The organism is Psychrobacillus sp. NEAU-3TGS (assembly GCF_029955155.1).
Classification (GTDB): Bacteria; Bacillota; Bacilli; order Bacillales_A; family Planococcaceae; genus Psychrobacillus.
Window position 1 is genome coordinate 114,332 of record NZ_JAPNOZ010000010.1, and the last position, 17,487, is coordinate 131,818.

At 36.5% G+C, this 17,487-nt stretch carries 17 protein-coding genes; 3 read left to right on the forward strand and 14 right to left on the reverse strand.

What is annotated here, in order from left to right; genetic code table 11:
* The first annotated feature begins 143 nt into the window (after positions 1 to 143).
* Complete coding sequence (locus OR571_RS09085; RefSeq protein WP_282242494.1) at positions 144 to 962, forward strand: purine-nucleoside phosphorylase; 819 nt, start codon at positions 144 to 146, stop codon at positions 960 to 962.
* A gap of 27 nt (positions 963 to 989) precedes the next feature.
* Here the strand turns inward: OR571_RS09085 and OR571_RS09090 are convergent, their stop codons facing one another.
* A complete protein-coding gene (locus tag OR571_RS09090) occupies positions 990 to 2,027 on the reverse strand; it encodes a threonine aldolase family protein (RefSeq protein WP_282242495.1) in 1,038 nt (345 codons plus the stop codon).
* A 301-nt stretch (positions 2,028 to 2,328) separates the two neighbouring features.
* Between OR571_RS09090 and OR571_RS09095 the strand changes: the two genes are divergently transcribed.
* Entirely contained in the window at positions 2,329 to 3,387 is a 1,059-nt protein-coding gene (locus tag OR571_RS09095; protein ID WP_282242496.1) for an LLM class flavin-dependent oxidoreductase, read from the forward strand.
* A gap of 1 nt (position 3,388) precedes the next feature.
* Positions 3,389 to 4,336 carry an ATP-grasp domain-containing protein gene (locus OR571_RS09100; protein WP_282242497.1) on the forward strand — a complete coding sequence of 316 codons (948 nt, stop codon included), beginning with the start codon at positions 3,389 to 3,391 and terminating at the stop codon, positions 4,334 to 4,336.
* 293 nt (positions 4,337 to 4,629) lie between these two features.
* On the opposite strand, the gene OR571_RS22790 is transcribed toward OR571_RS09100, so the two are convergent.
* The 13 genes from OR571_RS22790 to OR571_RS09165 form a co-directional block, all read right to left on the reverse strand.
* Complete coding sequence (locus OR571_RS22790; RefSeq protein WP_348775036.1) at positions 4,630 to 5,493, reverse strand: HD domain-containing protein; 864 nt, start codon at positions 5,491 to 5,493, stop codon at positions 4,630 to 4,632.
* A 70-nt stretch (positions 5,494 to 5,563) separates the two neighbouring features.
* Positions 5,564 to 6,202 carry a DUF1643 domain-containing protein gene (locus tag OR571_RS09110; protein ID WP_282242498.1) on the reverse strand — a complete coding sequence of 213 codons (639 nt, stop codon included), beginning with the start codon at positions 6,200 to 6,202 and terminating at the stop codon, positions 5,564 to 5,566.
* 206 nt (positions 6,203 to 6,408) lie between these two features.
* The gene (locus OR571_RS09115; RefSeq protein ID WP_282242499.1) at positions 6,409 to 7,074 is read right to left on the reverse strand and encodes a vWA domain-containing protein; all 666 of its coding nucleotides are present in this window, start codon (positions 7,072 to 7,074) and stop codon (positions 6,409 to 6,411) included.
* A 105-nt stretch (positions 7,075 to 7,179) separates the two neighbouring features.
* Positions 7,180 to 8,205: a macro domain-containing protein gene (locus OR571_RS09120; RefSeq protein ID WP_282242500.1), complete on the reverse strand. Its 1,026-nt coding sequence runs from the start codon at positions 8,203 to 8,205 to the stop codon at positions 7,180 to 7,182.
* Between the two features lie 27 nt (positions 8,206 to 8,232).
* Positions 8,233 to 8,514 (reverse strand): hypothetical protein, encoded by a 282-nt coding sequence (locus tag OR571_RS09125; protein WP_282242501.1) that lies wholly within the window; start codon positions 8,512 to 8,514, stop codon positions 8,233 to 8,235.
* Complete coding sequence (locus tag OR571_RS09130) at positions 8,501 to 8,749, reverse strand: hypothetical protein (RefSeq protein ID WP_282242502.1); 249 nt, start codon at positions 8,747 to 8,749, stop codon at positions 8,501 to 8,503. The genes OR571_RS09125 and OR571_RS09130 overlap by 14 nt, the downstream gene beginning before the upstream one ends.
* 10 nt (positions 8,750 to 8,759) lie before the next feature.
* Positions 8,760 to 9,137 carry a hypothetical protein gene (locus tag OR571_RS09135; RefSeq protein WP_282242503.1) on the reverse strand — a complete coding sequence of 126 codons (378 nt, stop codon included), beginning with the start codon at positions 9,135 to 9,137 and terminating at the stop codon, positions 8,760 to 8,762.
* A gap of 4 nt (positions 9,138 to 9,141) precedes the next feature.
* The gene (locus tag OR571_RS09140; protein ID WP_282242504.1) at positions 9,142 to 9,405 is read right to left on the reverse strand and encodes a hypothetical protein; all 264 of its coding nucleotides are present in this window, start codon (positions 9,403 to 9,405) and stop codon (positions 9,142 to 9,144) included.
* A 579-nt stretch (positions 9,406 to 9,984) separates the two neighbouring features.
* Positions 9,985 to 10,896 carry a PD-(D/E)XK motif protein gene (locus OR571_RS09145; protein ID WP_282242505.1) on the reverse strand — a complete coding sequence of 304 codons (912 nt, stop codon included), beginning with the start codon at positions 10,894 to 10,896 and terminating at the stop codon, positions 9,985 to 9,987.
* 19 nt (positions 10,897 to 10,915) lie between these two features.
* Positions 10,916 to 11,599 carry a DUF6339 family protein gene (locus tag OR571_RS09150; protein WP_282242506.1) on the reverse strand — a complete coding sequence of 228 codons (684 nt, stop codon included), beginning with the start codon at positions 11,597 to 11,599 and terminating at the stop codon, positions 10,916 to 10,918.
* Positions 11,599 to 12,543, reverse strand: coding sequence for a hypothetical protein (locus OR571_RS09155; protein ID WP_282242507.1), 945 nt, complete (start codon positions 12,541 to 12,543; stop codon positions 11,599 to 11,601). The genes OR571_RS09150 and OR571_RS09155 overlap by 1 nt, the downstream gene beginning before the upstream one ends.
* Complete coding sequence (locus OR571_RS09160) at positions 12,536 to 14,542, reverse strand: hypothetical protein (RefSeq protein WP_282242508.1); 2,007 nt, start codon at positions 14,540 to 14,542, stop codon at positions 12,536 to 12,538. The genes OR571_RS09155 and OR571_RS09160 overlap by 8 nt, the downstream gene beginning before the upstream one ends.
* Positions 14,542 to 17,415 carry a Z1 domain-containing protein gene (locus OR571_RS09165; protein WP_282242509.1) on the reverse strand — a complete coding sequence of 958 codons (2,874 nt, stop codon included), beginning with the start codon at positions 17,413 to 17,415 and terminating at the stop codon, positions 14,542 to 14,544. The genes OR571_RS09160 and OR571_RS09165 overlap by 1 nt, the downstream gene beginning before the upstream one ends.
* Positions 17,416 to 17,487 lie beyond the last annotated feature (72 nt).

Below are 17,487 nucleotides of genomic sequence, written 5' to 3' on the forward strand. Positions count from 1 at the left end.
AGGATTCACCCCTCTGAGCTGTCAACTCAAGGATGAGTTATTTTTGATAATTTGCTCTCTATAATTTTTTTATGAACTATATAATTTAGGTGTATACTACATTTATATTGTTTTTTACTTGTTATTCCAAGGAGGATTTACACATGCATAACATTCAAGATATTACAGAAACTAGAGATTTCATTATGAGCAAGACAGACCACCGTCCTATGATTGGACTTATTTTAGGCTCCGGGCTAGGAAGCCTTGCCGATGACATACAAAATGCTGTTAAAATTCCTTATAGCGAAATTCCACACTTTGCAAAATCAGAAGCAATAGGTCATGCGAACGAGCTTGTTATTGGGGAATTAAACGGGAAGATTGTAGTTGCGATGAAAGGCCGCTTTCACTATTATGAAGGATTTACTATGGATGAAGTAACATTCCCAGTACGTGTGATGAAGGCATTAGGTATTGAAAATGTCATCATTACAAATGCTTGCGGTGCAGTAAATACAAGCTTTAATCCTGGAGATTTAATGTTAATTACAGACCATATCAATTTAACAGGTGCTAACCCATTAATTGGACCAAACAACGACGAATTAGGAACGCGATTCCCTGATTTATCAGACGTATATAGTAAGGAACTTCGTAGTGTTGCCACTAAAGTAGCGAACGAACAAAATATACCATTACAACAAGGCGTGTATGCTTGGTGGAGCGGACCTACTTACGAAACTCCAGCAGAAATTCGAATGATCCGTACATTAGGAGCAGACGCTGTTGGAATGTCTACAGTACCAGAAGCAATTGTAGCTACTCATGGCGGAATGAAAGTGCTCGGTATCTCTTGCTTAACAAATATGGCATGTGGAATATTAGACCAACCATTAAACCATGAGGAAGTAATTGAAGTTGCTAGTCAGGTAAAAGTTAAATTTGTAGGATTAGTAAAAGGAATATTGGAAGAGATTTAAAAAAATGTCCCTGTGCCAGAAACAATTCTACATTGTTTCCGGCACAGGGATATTAATATCTTCCACAAAAGCTCTTACCTCTTCTTCTTTTGTTGCCCATGATGTTACTAATCGAATGGCGGAATGAGTAGAATCAACCTTTTCCCATACAATAAATGCGTATTTTTTTTGAAGCTCCGCGATAAGTGAATTCGGTAATATTGGAAAGATCTGATTCGATGGAGAATAGGTCAAAAATGAAAAATGAGCTTTACTACATTCTTCTCTAAGAATGGTTGCCATTTTATTGGCATGCTGGGCCAATTCAAAAAACAAATCATCCCGGAACAATTCATAAAATTGAATACCTAAAAGCCTTCCTTTTGCTAGGAGTGCCCCTTTTTGCTTTAAATGAAAACGAAAATCTTCTTTTAAAGAATCACAACAAATGACCAATGCCTCTCCTAAAAGCGCACCATTCTTAGTTCCACCAATGTAGAAAGCATCCACTAGTGCAGGAATGTCACTTAGCTTTAAGTCATTATCATTAGAACATAGCGCTGAACCTAGTCTTGCCCCATCCATATATAATATAAGATTACGTTCTTTACAAAAATCTCTTAAATCTATCAGTTCGTCTTTCGTATAGATAGAGCCAATTTCTGTTGAATTGGAAAGATAAACTAACTTTGGTTTTACCATATGTTCATCTATATGTAGGTCGAGAACTTCTTTTATAAGAGAAGGATTCAATTTTCCATCTTCCGTTTCTACCGATATGACTTTATGTCCAGTAGCTTCAATCGCACCTGTTTCATGTGTAAAAATATGACCTGTACTAGCAGCGATTGCCGCTTCATGAGGTCGAAGAAAAGCGGAAATTGCCGTTAAGTTTGTTTGGGTTCCACCTGATAATAGGTGTATGTCCACATCTTGTCTTCCTAGTTTCTCCTTCAAAAGCTCGATTGCTCTTTGAGTAAAACTATCACTTCCATAACCTTCTTCTTGTACATAATTCGAATCTATTAAAGCCTGTAAGATTCTAGCATGTGCTCCTTCTGCATAATCGTTCTTGAAACTATACATTAAAATTCCCCCGCCGTTTACGCCCCTTTGTGATATACAATTCGAAATCATTTCTCACACAGGAACTGCTTTTAATATGTTTTAATGTATAATATTTGATTTAATATTACAATCCATTTCTAGACAAATGCCACTCATTACACAATCATCTATAAATATTTGTGGCCAGTCATACACTAAAATACAAACTAAATCACTCTGTTTTGACGGATTACATTGTTGAAGTGTATTTTATGTGGTAGTATCTTTTTATAACTAGTAGTCTAATAATTCTATCAAATAAGGAGAGGTTGATTTACAAATGAAATACGGTTTTTGGTTACCAGTTTTCGGAGGTTGGCTACGTAATGTAGAGGATGAAAATATGCCAGCTACATTTGATTATGTGAAAAAAGTGGCTCAAGACGCGGAAAGTTTAGGTTATGATATGACCCTCATTGCAGAGTTAAACTTGAATGATATTAAAGGTATGGAAGCCCCTACATTAGATGCATGGTCAACAACCGCTGCAATTGCAGCGGTTACGGATAAGCTGGAAATATTAACTGCCATCCGTCCAGGGTATTACAATCCAGTATTGTTTGCAAAAACAGCATCAAATATCGACCATATTAGTGGCGGTAGAATTTCACTAAATGTTGTCTCCGCTTGGTGGGAAGAGGAAGCACGCCAATACGGCGGCGTTTTCACGGCTCACGATGAGCGCTATGCTCGAACAGAGGAATTCCTTGAGGTATTAAAGGGCTTATGGACGCAAACACCTCACTCATTCAAAGGAAAATTTTACGAATATGAAAATACGTACTTATCACCTAAACCGGTTCGCAATCAACATATTCCCCTATATGCGGGTGGAGAAAGTGAAGCAGGAAAACAAGTAATAGCTAAAAACTGTGACTCATACGTTATGCATGGCGGCACGATTGAAGAAGTACAAGAGAAAATTGAAGACATGAAAGAACGACGTTTACAACTTGGCAAAGCACCATTTGATACATTTGGAATGTCTGCCTATATTGTTTGCCGAGATACGGAGGAAGAGGTACAGGCGGAACTAGCAAGAATTCAAAATGTACAAGAAAATAGCGCTGGTTATGCGGGCTATCAAGATTTCATTAGCAAATCCCAGCTAAATGTCAACGTTAGCTTAGAGGATTATTCCGTATCAAACCGTGGTTTACGTCCGAATTTAATTGGAACACCAGAACAAATTGCGAAAACAATATTAGCCTATGAAGAGATTGGTGTGAATCTACTCATTCTTCAATTCTCTCCACAACTGGAAGAAATGCAGCGCTTCTCTGAAAAAGTAATGCCAATCGTAGAACAGCTTAGATCAGAAAAGTTAGGAGCTCATTAATATGTCAAAAATTTATGTTATCCACGAAAACGATGAATGGACGATTCATTTAACAAAACGTTTAGAAGAACTAAAACTCCCTTACGAATTATGGCATTTAGATGAGGGTATTGTAGATTTGACAGTAGCGCCTCCAGAAGGTGTTTTCTATAGTCGAATGAGTGCTTCATCTCATACACGTAATCACCGTTATGCACCGGAACTAACAGCTGGAGTGCTTGAATGGTTGGAGTTCCACGGACGTACAGTATTTAATGGCACAAGGGCATTATCGTTAGAATTAAGTAAAATCAATCAGTACCTTGCATTAGAAAAAGCAGGCATTCGCACCCCTAAAACAATCGGTGCAGTTGGGAAAGAGCAAGTCATCAAAGCTGCAGAAAAATTAGGGAAGACTTCCTTTATTACCAAGCATAACCGTGCAGGAAAAGGATTAGGCGTTCAATTATTCCACTCTATTGATGCCTTAAAAGCTTACTTAAACAGTGAGCTATATGATGAACCAGTGGATGGCATTACATTAATCCAAGAATATATTAAAGCGCCAGAATCCTTTATTACCCGCGCTGAATTTGTAGGTGGAAAATTTGTTTATGCCGTCAAAGTAGACACATCAAATGGCTTTGAGCTTTGTCCTGCAGACGCTTGTCAGATCGATGACCTATTCTGCCCTGTCGGTGAACAAGTAGAAGAGAAGCCAAAATTCAACATCATCCATGAGGTTGATTCCGAACAAATCGCACAATATGAGGCTTTTTTACAGGCCAATAAAATAGCAGTGGCAGGAATTGAATTTATCTCGGATGAGAATGGTATAGTGTACACTTACGACATTAATACAAACACAAACTATAACAGCGATGCAGAAGCGAAGGAAGGCAAATACGGCATGCTGGAGTTAGCCAAATTCCTTGAAAAAGCATTGGAAGCAAGCAAACTATCCGTTTAAAATAGAGCCGTTTCAAAACCTCATTTAGAGGATATTGAAACGGCTGTTTTATTGTATTCTAGACTCTGTGGCCAATTAGGATGCTAATCTCATACAAAAGATTCATAGAAGTTTAGGCTAGGAAAACAACATTAACGAGTAACCGCCAGAGAAGTAGGTGTTTCAAAGGAAAAGTATAAGAGAAAACTTTGCCCCCCTCTTCTACACGGTCTTTAGAATCGCAATACCCTTAAATTTTTCACATCTTTGTAGTCATTGAGATTAATAATATTTGTAATCTTTTTTATTCGTTTTCATAAATCCTTCTGATTCCTCTTAAAATGTTGGAATAGTTCATCGTCCGTCCAATCCATATTCTTTTGAAATGCAATACAAAATCCAGCAAGAATAAAAGGTCCATCCGAATTTTTTTGAAATTCAATACCTCTTCTAGATAAATCCTCTAGTTTCAGACTTGTAGCATCGTAGTCATTCCTATATATTCTATCTGCCTCTTTTGAAATATCTTGCACTAGCTTCGTCAGTCCATGATCCTCTAAGGTTTTCCACATTAAATCATGTATTCCATAAGCACATGAAAATAGAATCGATATTTCTTTAATAGAAATAAGTTTAGTTGATCCAAATACCGCTATTACCTCTTTTTCTAGTTTGCCAATAAGCTTGAACTCTTTTTTTCTATGTGTTAGTGCTTTAACTATATTACTGTAATACCAATGTTGGTCACGTTTACCACGATTAAATCTATCCCAGACCACTTCTCCCTGCAACTCAATGTCTGCCCGAATGGATTTCAGGTTATGCAATTTGTCTGCAGTAATGACTTGTATTTCTTCTATAATAGCACTTTTCAATGCATTTATAGTGTGCTGCTTTCTCTCTTTCCACGGCAAACTTTTATCGGGTTCGGATGCAGCTTCTACTAATTTGGTGACTATATCTCCAAAGTGTTTCGATAACTCTTCGGTTGTGACAGAAGTATCCTCTAATATGTCATGGAGAATACCAGCAGCGATAACTTCATCCGAACATTTCGACTGTTGTAATATCATCCCTACTGCAAAGGGATGTGAGATGTATGGAATATCTGTTGATTTTCGGGTCTGCCCATCATGTGCTTTAGCAGCAAAATTAATAGCCTTTTCAATAATACTCATTATTTTTTATCCCCCAGTTGCGAATATCCACCTTCTAACGGAACTCTTTCGTGAACATCACCATGCATAATTAAGCTTCCTTCAGTTGAACTTCTAGACTATCTAGCAATATAATACGATTTTGAAGTGTGGCTGGTTTTGGGTGACGATAATATATTCCCTGAGAATGTTCAAGCCCTTTATGAACTAACTGTCTATCAACTACATCTTTTGCAATTTCTTTAATCGCAGAATTTGTGCCCCAAGCAAAAATCAAATTAGCTCCCTTTATATGACGATCTAATTCTCCTTTCCTTTTTTCACAAAAAATTGTATGTTCATTAAACTTGTTAGCTTTAAACTCTTTTAAATACTCCTTAAACTCTTTATAATTCCCAGTGCAAACATCCGATAAATTAATAATCTTCAGGTTGTTCCAATTCATTCGCTCCATCAAATTCATCAGTTGGTATTGTGTAGGATCAGGATTAGCCTTTACAAAATTCTTTTTCTCATCCAACGAGAAAAACTTAGCGTTTTTATCAACAGCACTACAACTACCGGGATTTGCCATCACAATAACTGTATCCACGTTCGATTTTTCTTTTCCTTTTCGAATAATTTTTGCTTCACTCCGCATTATATATTCTTTTTCATCAACTCGTACTGTATAAAAATGTGCCCATACTTCAAAATCTTTTCTTAAAGTTTCTGCTTTAATTAACATCATAAAATTGGCCCCCTTTTTTGATGCTTCAACAGTAAAATTACTTTTCTACTCTGCATTCCTCTTTTAATTAATTCCCGATGTTCAGCGCTTCGCTCGGATGAATCTTATTGATCGAATGAGGTCAGTTCAGATGAAGAAAAGTAAGCATTTACTGTGCAATAATATGATTAAATGTTTGTAACACAAAGAATGTTTACTAATTGCTATTAGTTTCTTGACTGTCGTAGTTGCTGACGGTTTTCAAAATCTTTTTCTATATCTTTTTTCCATGTTCTATCAATTTTTTTACCTTGACGAAATGATGTAACAGCCTCATTTAGTGCTTGGTAATTTAACTGTGTGCCTTCGTTATCTGCATGATATTCTACGGCGAAGTCCTCGTTGATACCAAATTTTGCAGCAGTGGAGATGGCATCAATATTGGCACCTAAGAATATAAATTCCCAGCCGTACGTATCTTTTTGGCGTGAAATCATTGCTTTTATCTTGTCGTAGCCATATTCGCGACTTGCATTTTCCATCCCATCAGTGGTGATGACGAATAGAACTTTTCCCGCACGCACTTCTTCACTCGTTCTTTTTTGCACATTACCGATTTTATGAATCGTAGAACCAATGGCATCTAGCAATGCAGTCGTGCCACTAACCTCATATTCCTTTTCCGTAATGGGTGCAATCCCTCTTACATTAATACGGTCGTGCAGTAATTCAATTTCATGATTGAATAGAACGGTTGTGACAGTTGCTTCGCCTACTTCATTTTTTTGTTTGGCAAGCATCGCATTATACCCACCAATCGTGTCCGCCTCAAGTCCAGCCATTGAACCACTTTTATCTAGGATAAAGACTAACTCGGTTACATTCTTTTTCATATTCGTCATCCTCCTTTTATTAGACACAGGATTGTTCTACCGGTTTTCTTTACAAACTAAGGATAACAATTTGTTCGAATGAATAGGTCGCTTCAAAAGCGACAATTACGCCCCTAATAACACTTGATCGAAAGTAAACAATGCCTCGTTAATTTCATGAATGTTAAAGTTCTTTTCCTCGATGAAGTATTTAATAATCAGATCGAATTTACTACTATTCGACAATGTATAGCCTGCTTTTGATAGCAAATCAACCGTTTCATCTAAATTTAATTCAAGTGCAATTGCAAAGGCGATAACCGTTTTTTTGTGTGGCGTGTAATCGACAGAATTGCGGATTCTGGAAAAGAGGCGACGGTCAATATTCGCTCTTTTATACGTCTCTACGTCAGTCTTCTCTTTTTCATCAATTAAACGCAGAAGCCTCACAGAGAATGATTCATCCAATTGATTTAATACATCCTCTAAACTTCTCTTTTTCCGTTTTTCCACCGGAGCTTCTTCAGAAAAAACCTGAGATTGTAAGACTTCTGCTTCAACTACTTGAGGCAGTTCATAATTGCTAAATTGTCGATTATGAAGGAATCGTAGGTCATTTTCTTCTACATAGTGCTCATCGATATATTCATGAATAGATGTGAATAACTTTTCACTTAGCCCAAATGCCTTCTTGTCATAAACAACAATATACACATGCATATCATGCTCCAATAAAAAAGCACTAATTGTAGAAATCGCAATTTGTAATGCTTCCTCCTTTGGATAGCCATAAATGCCAGAAGATATGAGTGGAAAGGCAATGGAATGATATCCTTGTAAATCAGCTAGTGCTAATGAATTTTTGTAACACTCTTTAAGAAGAGTTTCTTCATTAGCAGTCCCCCCTTGCCAAATAGGCCCAACCGTATGAATTATTTGCTTCGCTTGTAATTGAAAACCGTCTGTCATAACAGCCTGACCTACGGGACATTCACCAATATTATTGCACGCCGCTTGCAACTGCTCTTCACCTGCCGCACTAAAAATAGCACCATATACACCACCATCCTTTTGCAGTGCCGTATTGGTTGCGTTTACAATAACATCCACCTGCATTTTTGTAATATCGTTTCGAACGATTTCTATCGGCATAACTTCTAGACTCCTTCCCATCGACCTTTACGATATCTTATCTCTATACTTTAAAACCTCATTTAGTAGTAACCTTATTTCCTCTTCGGTAAAAGCTTTGATTTTAATCCATCCTCTTTCGTCCACGTCATACTTCTTACTATATTCGGCAATATCTCTGCCCCATACATACCCATTCCCCGTGTGGGTGAGTTCTATTACCACGACTTTGTTTTTATATTTGTAGTTCACTCTTTCACCTTTAAGAGTTTCGTATTCATCCAATGGATATGTCCTAAATATTTTCTTCTTTTGATCAAGCGTCAGCATCGTTATTTCCTCCACCAAACCGGTAACGGTAGGTAACAGTACTGCTTTTACCACTAGGTGGAGCATATACCACATCATATTTTTCATACCCAGGTACACTTCCCATTGCACTACAAACTGATGGATAACTATTACTCAAATTCATGGTATTATGTATATCACGCGCACAAACGATAGCAGAATTCTGTCCTGTCGCCTTCTCGGATTGTAGAATCATTGCAATATAATTACGCATAGCATCTGTTTTATTGCCCGTCTTTTGGACTGGAGTCGATATATACTTTAACAGGCTCTTCTTTTATATGCGAAACAAAAGCAATTAATCGTTCTTTTTGTTCGATATCTTTTCCATTTGTAAGAATGTCACCGATCTTCCAAAAATACATATCCAGCACTTTCATTGGTGTATAACGAATTGAATCTTTTGCTGTTTCTTCAATAAAGGAATCAAACTCTTCCTTGAATCGATTATAAAAAGATTGAAGTTGTCCAAAAGAGTTTTCATTAAATTGTTTGTTGATACCATGAAAACCTGCTGCTTCTTTAAAAAAGCGATCGTACGCAGGCACTACTCCAAATACACCGAGTAGTATTTTTGATGTTAAAGTGTCGCTAACTCTCAATAGGTCATTTCCATTTAACTTCTCTCAATACTGGTAAATATGCAGTACGAGTGTCTTCTATAAATGACTCTAACAATTCCATATCATTAACATTCGTAGAAACAAGTACACGTCCAGCCAGTAAATCTGCATACTCTGATTTTACAACTACATTACGCAAAAACTTCTGATGAACTTTATAATCTCTTTGCAATAAAAAAGAGTTCCGTAACATACCCCAACTTGCCAAATAAAAAGCTAAATGCAAACAAGCATGGTCAGCTACCATAGCATCTTTTAGTTGATTTCGATTATCCCTAAAAAAAGTATTGCAATGCTCCCAAGAACGAAAACGGTGATTTTCAATTTGAGACGAATCATTATGAAACGCTTATAATACTTCTTTAATCATTAAAATACCTCCATTTTAGAATAGTGTTGATTTTAAAAGATACCGATTTCTAAAACAATTTAAGAGACTTTATCATATACCGGTCTACTAATGACGCTACATCCCATTCTTCTATCATTTTGTGTTCTTGCTTCGTGCAATCTAAACATTGCCGTATTTGAAACTTGTACAATGCCTAAATCCATCAGCTTATTTTTATTTTAAATATTCTTAATAATAAGCTTTATCATTATACATCATCCCTAACTATCATCCAATACTTGTTAATATTGAGTTTTAATTTCCTATAAATAAAAGACTATAAAACGGATGCTATTTTCTTAGAATACTGATTAATTATATTTGTTAAAATATCAGTTCTAATTGAAATCAGATTTTATAGAACCTGAGTACAATAAAAAAACCCCTTGATGCGTCAACATCAAGGAGCTAAAATTCGATAATAAAAAACATCGACTATTTCTCTTGGAATTCCTTTAGATCAATAATTTCCCCATTCAATCCATCTAAATCTAATTTATATGTCAGTCCACTAATATGTTGAGACAATTGTCCATCAATAAAACTTTCCGGTACGATTTTTGGAAAACTTTCATCGATTTCGTATTTCTTTACCTCGAGTAAACGATAAGATTTTGTACGAACTTCACTGCCTACTGGATATTTTAGTTTTTCAAGTGCACGCTGGATTTCCGTTTCTGCTACATCCAATTCCACTAGTTTTGTAATCATGTCGTTAATAGAAATACCGTACATAGCAGGCTCAAAACGATAAAATAGTAAATAGTTTGCTTGTAACTGGTATTGGCTATTAATTGTAATTTGTGAACCATAGCGTGCTATCGTTGATTTCACTTCATAGTAACCATCGTCACAATCAATATCAACCGAACCACCGAATGGTCCTACCCAAGATGCTTCTTTTTCTTGCTTCAATAAATAGTAATAACTTAGCATTTCAGCTAGTACGCTATAGGTTGCTTTTTCAATATTGGCATTGCCTATCAATTCTTTCATTGAATGCCACCAAGAAATCGGATTCATTAGGATTTCTTGATACGTTTCCGCATCAAGTACCTTTTCTAAAAACCCAGCACAAATAATTGCAAAATCATCGTATAACTTTGGATGATTAGATACGAGCATTAATAAGTGCCGCTCTTCACTGCCAAGTATATATTCTTTTGTATAATAAGAAATGCTAGCAAATTGCTCATTTACATGTTTATCTGCCGATATTTCAATGGCGACACCCTGCATACCGTCAATTTTCACAATCCAATAAAACTGCTCTTTTAATGTAATAGAAGATTTTTCAATTGTTCGAAAATAAGCGAATCCATCTCTAATTTTTTGTATTGTTTCCATATACTTGACTCCAATTTCGCTAAATTTCATTCAAAAAATACTTATACAAATCTGTTACATATTTTTCTGTGCCACCTTCTACTAAACTAGGCTCAATCATATTTAACCGTGCTGTGTTTAATTTCAACACTCGCCGAAATAATTGTGGCACTTTGCTACTAGCATGTACTTTATACTGGCGCATCATTTCACGTGTAAGTTCTACCCGATAACCACCACTACCTGAACGATCCAGTAGCTGTAGGATTTCATCTGACGAATTATCTTTTAGTGTATCGAATGTTGATTCCTCTGTTCCTTGCCAAGATAGATGAATATACCACCAAATACTTTTCAACCAAATGCGACGTGTTCCTTTATAAAAACGCTGATCATTCAATCCAAAACGTTCGTATACTAAATCAGGAAATACTTCCAATGATAAATAACGCCACATTTCATCTTGAGCTGCTATTCTCTCATTAAAACCGTAGTCTTCTTTTAGCACACGGTACAATTTCAATCCCATATGCAAATCAAATGCATAAGAATTTATTTTCTTCATTTCATCCATTAAAAATGTTTTCATTTCATTCATCATGATTTCACGTAGCTGATCAAAAGGTACTTTAACTTGGCGTGGTGCACAGTTTTCTGGTTCGGCCTCAATTTGTTGAAACTTAAATTTTGCTTGTGCTTTTGTATAGATTAAATCTTCCCACATTAAATTTCACCTGTCTTTAATCGTGTTTCTAAATCTCTACGTAGAGACATCGCTAGTTTTTCTGGTGTATCAAAATCCCAATTTAGTGTTGTTTTGAAGTAATGCATGACTTGCCCGATAGACCCTTCTTCGCAGTTTCTTCCGTCCTGAATATCCTGCCAATCCGGACATTCCATCAAATTTTGCAAAATAAGTTGCATGGCACCTGCTAAAAACTCTACATACAATGCTCGATCGAGCTTCGTTTTCGGTTTTTGAAGCGATGGGAACGCAACATGTGCTTTATTTAAATAAATCGCGATATATTCTTTATCGAAAGGCTCGACTAACGGCTCCGAATAATTGAAATCGACATACCATAACGGTCTATCTTGTTCATTGACAATGACAATAGGGAAAGTCGAGCCAGAACCATCTAAAACGACAAGTTGTTCTACTAACTTACCTAAAATTGTACCTGGTAATTGCGCTTGGCCTCGCATACTATTGCGGCTAGCCTTTTTCAGATAAACAACAAGCGATATATGTACTTCACCAAATAATTTATCCTTTTGAAAATAATGATCAATAGGAATAATCATGTCGTTGGGGGTTGTACTTGTAATGGTTGCAAGCGGAATTATTCCACGCTGAGAAGATTGCTTTGATGACCATTGCAATGCAACCCCTAACTCTGCATCTGCGTTGACCAATAGCATGGGACCAAACAAACTAGACGGACTACCTAATATGACATTACCTAAGAGTCCCAATCCTTTTTCTACATAGTCCCAACTATCATCAGCATTACTCAATAATGTTTTATACTCATAGTCCTCAGTTTGACTGAGGAATTGCTTTGAGCCGTCTTCATCACTATAAAAGAACTGCAAATCTGTCGATACATTTAACAACTCTTCCATAGCCTCATCATAAAGTCGATACATGCTTACCTTATTAGCCATTGCTTACACTTCCTTCTGGCTTCATCAACATTTCGACCTGTACATGAGGGTCGGTACAAGTAAATACTAAAATGCCTGTACATTCTACTGGCTTGTCTTTTTTCTCAATACGTATAGCATGTAATACTTTGCTATCACTTTTTTGAGCAGCAGATCGACCAAATAGACCAACCGTATCTGGGAAAGAAATCTGTGTAATTTGTACTGGGAATGGTGTACCTACACTATTTTCTGATTCCCAATCTGTTGCTGAAATTTTCCCACCTTCAGAAGCAATAAATAACTCTATTGTAAAATTAGTGACATTTCTCGCTAGTTTCAATTGAAAACGAACTTCTAAAGCACCAGTATCTAGGTATTTTTGTGATACAATCGAAAAATTATTTCCGCTACTTCCTTTATTAGTAGAAGGCTTCGTACCACCAGCTCGGTTGCGACTAGAAGCACGACGACCAAATCCAGACGGTGGTAATAGCATTTTTCCAACATTGCGTGCTAGTGTATTCATGCCTTGCTTTTCTTTCACATCTTCTTTATTTTCATAGGATGATTTAATCTTACGACGAACTTGTGAGCGAATCTTCTCTACAATATCAAGTGGCTTACTTTTTATAATAATGTCTGTCCAAGAGGTATGATCGGCCATCTCACTTTTTCGTAAATACGCCTCTAAATCGATAACATCATTATCTGAATTGAGTAATTTGGTGTTGGAATTCGGCACAAAAATAGCCACTAAATATTCGTGCTCTTCTGTTGCACCAAGTCCTTTACACCATTCTCCATCTGTTTCATAATTGACAATCATTCCCGGCCTTCTCGTATAAGCCATCAGCGGCGCATTTTGCTCACCTAGCGGATTTTTTTCATTTACACATGTAAACGGACTTGGACCATTCAGTGGAGCTAGCATATCTAGCTCCTTCTTCGAGAACTTCTTATATGCTACTCGCCCTGCATTATTTACTTTATTATGTTCAAAATAATTACGAATTTGAATATCATTGACAAAATAACGATTTGATTTACTACCGAGTGCAGCCACGTTATACATCATTTGTAGCTCAAGGAATAATGGTAAAAAGTCTTCCTTTTCCAGTCTCTCTCCATTTACATATCCATCTAAATATTTGCCATATGAATATTTACTATTTGCTAAGCGTGGTGCATACCAACGTTGCATTGCCACACGAATATAATCTACTACATTCGATTCCCATGGTTTGTTTTCATCTGGATTGATTTCGTGCTTAATAAGTAACTTCTGTTCATCGATAAATGGAATAATGATTTTGGTTCCTATACGTTCTCCCTCAAAAGGCTCTATAGAGAAGGATTTTAAAATATCAAAGATAGTTGCTTCATCTGTAATTGGAATTGTATCGCTACTATCTGGTGCTACACGTTGGCCCCACCAAGCAATTCCACTCGAGACTTTCCCAGCAGTTTTTGGAATTATCGTATGAGGTAGTTTCTCATTTTCTACTAATGTCACAGCTAAGCGATGCTCGTACTGATCTTGGTCATTTAAAATACGTGAATAGTAAACTACTAAGCCAATACCTACACGGAAGTAGACAGTCTTCCCTAATCCCCAAGATCCGCCAGCACCGGGTGTTTCCTGTGCCATACTAATCCCATAAATTAGTTTAAAAATATTGCCGTTTGGCGAATGTTTAAAGTCTAATGAACCCGTTAATCCCGTTGTGTTGGAATCCTCAATATAAATCGCCTTTTGTGGCGAGGCTCCGAATTTTTCGTTTAATCGATCTGTAATTCCTTCTAAATGTTTAGCAAAGTTTTGGACATTGACATCTTTTATACCAATGTCCACATACACAGAATCGTGCCCTTCTATACGAATTCCTGCATCCAAACTATTTTGCACAGCTTCCCGGACAAGTAAATCTAGGATCGGTAATTCGTTATTTTGAATAAGTTTCAATAATGAATTGCCGGATTGAGACATTTTCCCAAACTCCGCAATCTCAATTTGCATTACTCTTCTCCTTCTTCCGTTTCAGACTCACCAATTAGATTTTCAATACGAATCGACAATTTTGTCGCCAAATTTTTACTCGAACGATATCCTGGTACAAATAAACTAACACCAATTAGATCTTCTGAAGCATTCAAGTCATAACGTCTACTAGCTTCTTTTGTATTTGCACTTTGTTCTTTTTCAAATTTCGATTCTCGGTTTATACGATATAAAAGTAGTTGCGGTGTTAGGCCAAGACCAGCGGCTTTACGCATTTCATTGACAACACTTTTCTTTGGTTGTTTTTGATCAATTCCCTCTAATTGATCTTCGATACGTGCACGCTCTGCCTTTCCAGCTTGTGTTGACTTAAATTCTTCTGGAATCGAATCATACACCTCTTTCGTCATATCTGCGTATAAATCCGATGGAGTACGTAACACACCAATATTAATTTTTTCACCAGTAGCCGAACCACGACGACTACGTGAAACTAGTCCTACACCGCGATCACCAACTATCCATTGTTGTTCGTTCTCATCTAGCTTACCGCTGCCGGATAATACGACATTCCAATTTGTATAGCCGGCTTCCACTTCTTTCTTTTGATACCATTCAAAAAACGTTTTCATATTCGAGAACTCACTCTGCTCACTAAACGAGAATTTACCGAAAAAGTCATCCATAATTTGTTTAAATGAAACATTTTCCCAATAAAGACCTCGGCTATTGCGAGTTTCATTTGGATTGCCTAAACGATTTAAAAATTGCTCCGTCACTTCAATATTTTGTCTTTGAATAGCAACGTTATCATCAAATATAATGGTTTGACTTGATGTTCCAGAGAAGTCTAAATCGATTTCCTCTGCACTTTGCATACGATTTTTCGCTGTAATACGTAGCCATGTTAGTCTTGGTGAGTTTTTAATTTTTGGCCCGTATTCGTTGGCATCCATACCCTCTAAAATATAAGTTTCAATATCTTCACGTAACTCCTCTTCAAGGGTCGCCATAAATCTAAATTTCGCCTCTGTATCCTTTGTTAGCCAAATACGTGGCAACATTTCATAACCTTTACGGTAACCAAAGAAACGCCCCATTTGCAGTAATGTATCTGCCTGTGAAGTCGTACGAAGGAAATATGTACTTACTAACCCTTCAATCGTTAAACCACGTGATAACGTACTACCACCGATAACAATAAATGCTGGTGCAGGTGCTGGATAATTCGGCGATTGGGGATCTGGATATGCTAAGCGGACATGCTCCAAATCTTCCGTGATCTTATTATTTGCACAGTTATCGATACATAAATGAAGACCGTCATGATATTCCAACCTTTTAGTATCTTCTAACACATTGATGTGGGAAGGATGATGACTTATTAAACGTTTTAATTCCTCTTCAATTTTTTCAAATGGAGGGTAATCTTTCACATCATCTTTATTTGGGTACACTTCAAATTCCATTTCGAAGTCTTCTTTTGTATATTTCTTCTGCTCTTTTTCATATAGCACACGACACGCTTCAATAATTTTAACTTTTGATGTACGAAAATAATCGTTGATTAAATCCGCAAAAACTTGATGATGTATTTGCTTTTGACTGGTATGTACAAGCATACTAATAGGCTTTTTATATTTGCGGTAACGCATCGTAGAAGTTGCCAATAAAAACCAATGTAGGGCATCTTCAAATGATGATGGTAAATAAGATTCCTCTCCAGTATGGATATCATTGACTAATTCACGGTCATCATCTGTAATTTCACGTACCATTGGCAGCCCACGATAATATTCATTATTTTCTAATCCAAAAATTTGTTTAGCACCAAAATATTCTTTCGCTGGATTTAATACAGCGACAAAATCACGTGGATATAGTGACTCTTCTGAAGCCTCATTTAAAAAGTTAGCATAAGGTGTAGCTGTGTAACTGATGTAATTCATACTTAACGGTTTAGAACCATCATTTGCCTGAATATTTACCAGATCTACAATAGCTTTATTCAATGCTGTACGCTCCGCAACCGAATCATTTACATCATTTGTATTAATTCCACCCTGATCTGATTCATCATCAATGATTAATATACGCATTTGCGATAGCTTTTTACCGTCTTCTTTTAACCAATGGATTAAATCATTTAAACGTGTTTTATTTTTCAAGCACACATTTAAGTAACGTTCACGTGACATTTTGGTTAATACAAGGCTGCTTACTTTATGAGAAGAGCTCGGCTTTAACGAAAGTTTACTTAAACGTTCCCAAGAAAGATTTCCGGACGTTTTTAAATCACTCATAAGTCGATCTTCTGTTTGTTTTCGCAAATTTTCAATTGTTCCAGATAAAACAATGAAGAAATTAAACTCCCAGTCAGCGGCCATTGCCATTAATGCAGCCATGCTTGCTGTTTTACCAGATTGCACATGACCAATAGTTAAACCTTTGATCGGATTATCAGTCTCAACTCGGAGCTTTCTAAGAATACTAATTGTTGTATTTTCAACATCTTTTACCGATTCATCAGTCCAACCTTGTCTAATTAACTTGTTCTTATATAATTGCCAACTACTCGTCGCACTACTTGGGATCGTCAAATCATTATCCTGACGACGACTTAAAATACGATTATTAGCAATTTTCTCTTCGATCGATTGTTCACGCTCTGTGGCTTCACGCAAAAACTTTACGATTGCTAACCAGATTGGGGCATTTAAATCTTCGGGAATCATATCATCTTCTTTTAATTGCTCGAGTTTATTTTGTAGCCCTTCTTCATCCTGCTTGCCGTAATATTTAATAAAATCCCAGTCGCGTCCTTTGTTACGCAATTTTTCGATTACTTTTCGATGCTCATCATATTTTGGAGAAGAAAAATCGCTTATCATGTTTATCGTGTTTAAGACCATTATTATGTACCTCTCTTTCTATCATTTATAAATACTTCATAATTTCATATA

Coding starts and splice junctions, on each gene's coding strand:
- OR571_RS09115 (WP_282242499.1), bottom strand. CDS start 7,074: ATGAAAAAGAATGTAACCGAGTTAGTCTTTATCCTAGATAAAAGTGGT.
- OR571_RS09120 (WP_282242500.1), bottom strand. CDS start 8,205: ATGCCGATAGAAATCGTTCGAAACGATATTACAAAAATGCAGGTGGAT.
- OR571_RS09125 (WP_282242501.1), bottom strand. CDS start 8,514: ATGCTGACGCTTGATCAAAAGAAGAAAATATTTAGGACATATCCATTG.
- OR571_RS09150 (WP_282242506.1), bottom strand. CDS start 11,599: ATGTGGGAAGATTTAATCTATACAAAAGCACAAGCAAAATTTAAGTTT.
- OR571_RS09110 (WP_282242498.1), bottom strand. CDS start 6,202: ATGATGTTAATTAAAGCAGAAACTTTAAGAAAAGATTTTGAAGTATGG.
- OR571_RS09090 (WP_282242495.1), bottom strand. CDS start 2,027: ATGTATAGTTTCAAGAACGATTATGCAGAAGGAGCACATGCTAGAATC.
- OR571_RS09155 (WP_282242507.1), bottom strand. CDS start 12,543: ATGGCTAATAAGGTAAGCATGTATCGACTTTATGATGAGGCTATGGAA.
- OR571_RS09095 (WP_282242496.1), top strand. CDS start 2,329: ATGAAATACGGTTTTTGGTTACCAGTTTTCGGAGGTTGGCTACGTAAT.
- OR571_RS09165 (WP_282242509.1), bottom strand. CDS start 17,415: ATGATAAGCGATTTTTCTTCTCCAAAATATGATGAGCATCGAAAAGTA.
- OR571_RS09160 (WP_282242508.1), bottom strand. CDS start 14,542: ATGCAAATTGAGATTGCGGAGTTTGGGAAAATGTCTCAATCCGGCAAT.
- OR571_RS22790 (WP_348775036.1), bottom strand. CDS start 5,493: ATGAGTATTATTGAAAAGGCTATTAATTTTGCTGCTAAAGCACATGAT.
- OR571_RS09100 (WP_282242497.1), top strand. CDS start 3,389: ATGTCAAAAATTTATGTTATCCACGAAAACGATGAATGGACGATTCAT.
- OR571_RS09145 (WP_282242505.1), bottom strand. CDS start 10,896: ATGGAAACAATACAAAAAATTAGAGATGGATTCGCTTATTTTCGAACA.
- OR571_RS09130 (WP_282242502.1), bottom strand. CDS start 8,749: ATGCGTAATTATATTGCAATGATTCTACAATCCGAGAAGGCGACAGGA.
- OR571_RS09085 (WP_282242494.1), top strand. CDS start 144: ATGCATAACATTCAAGATATTACAGAAACTAGAGATTTCATTATGAGC.
- OR571_RS09140 (WP_282242504.1), bottom strand. CDS start 9,405: ATGGTAGCTGACCATGCTTGTTTGCATTTAGCTTTTTATTTGGCAAGT.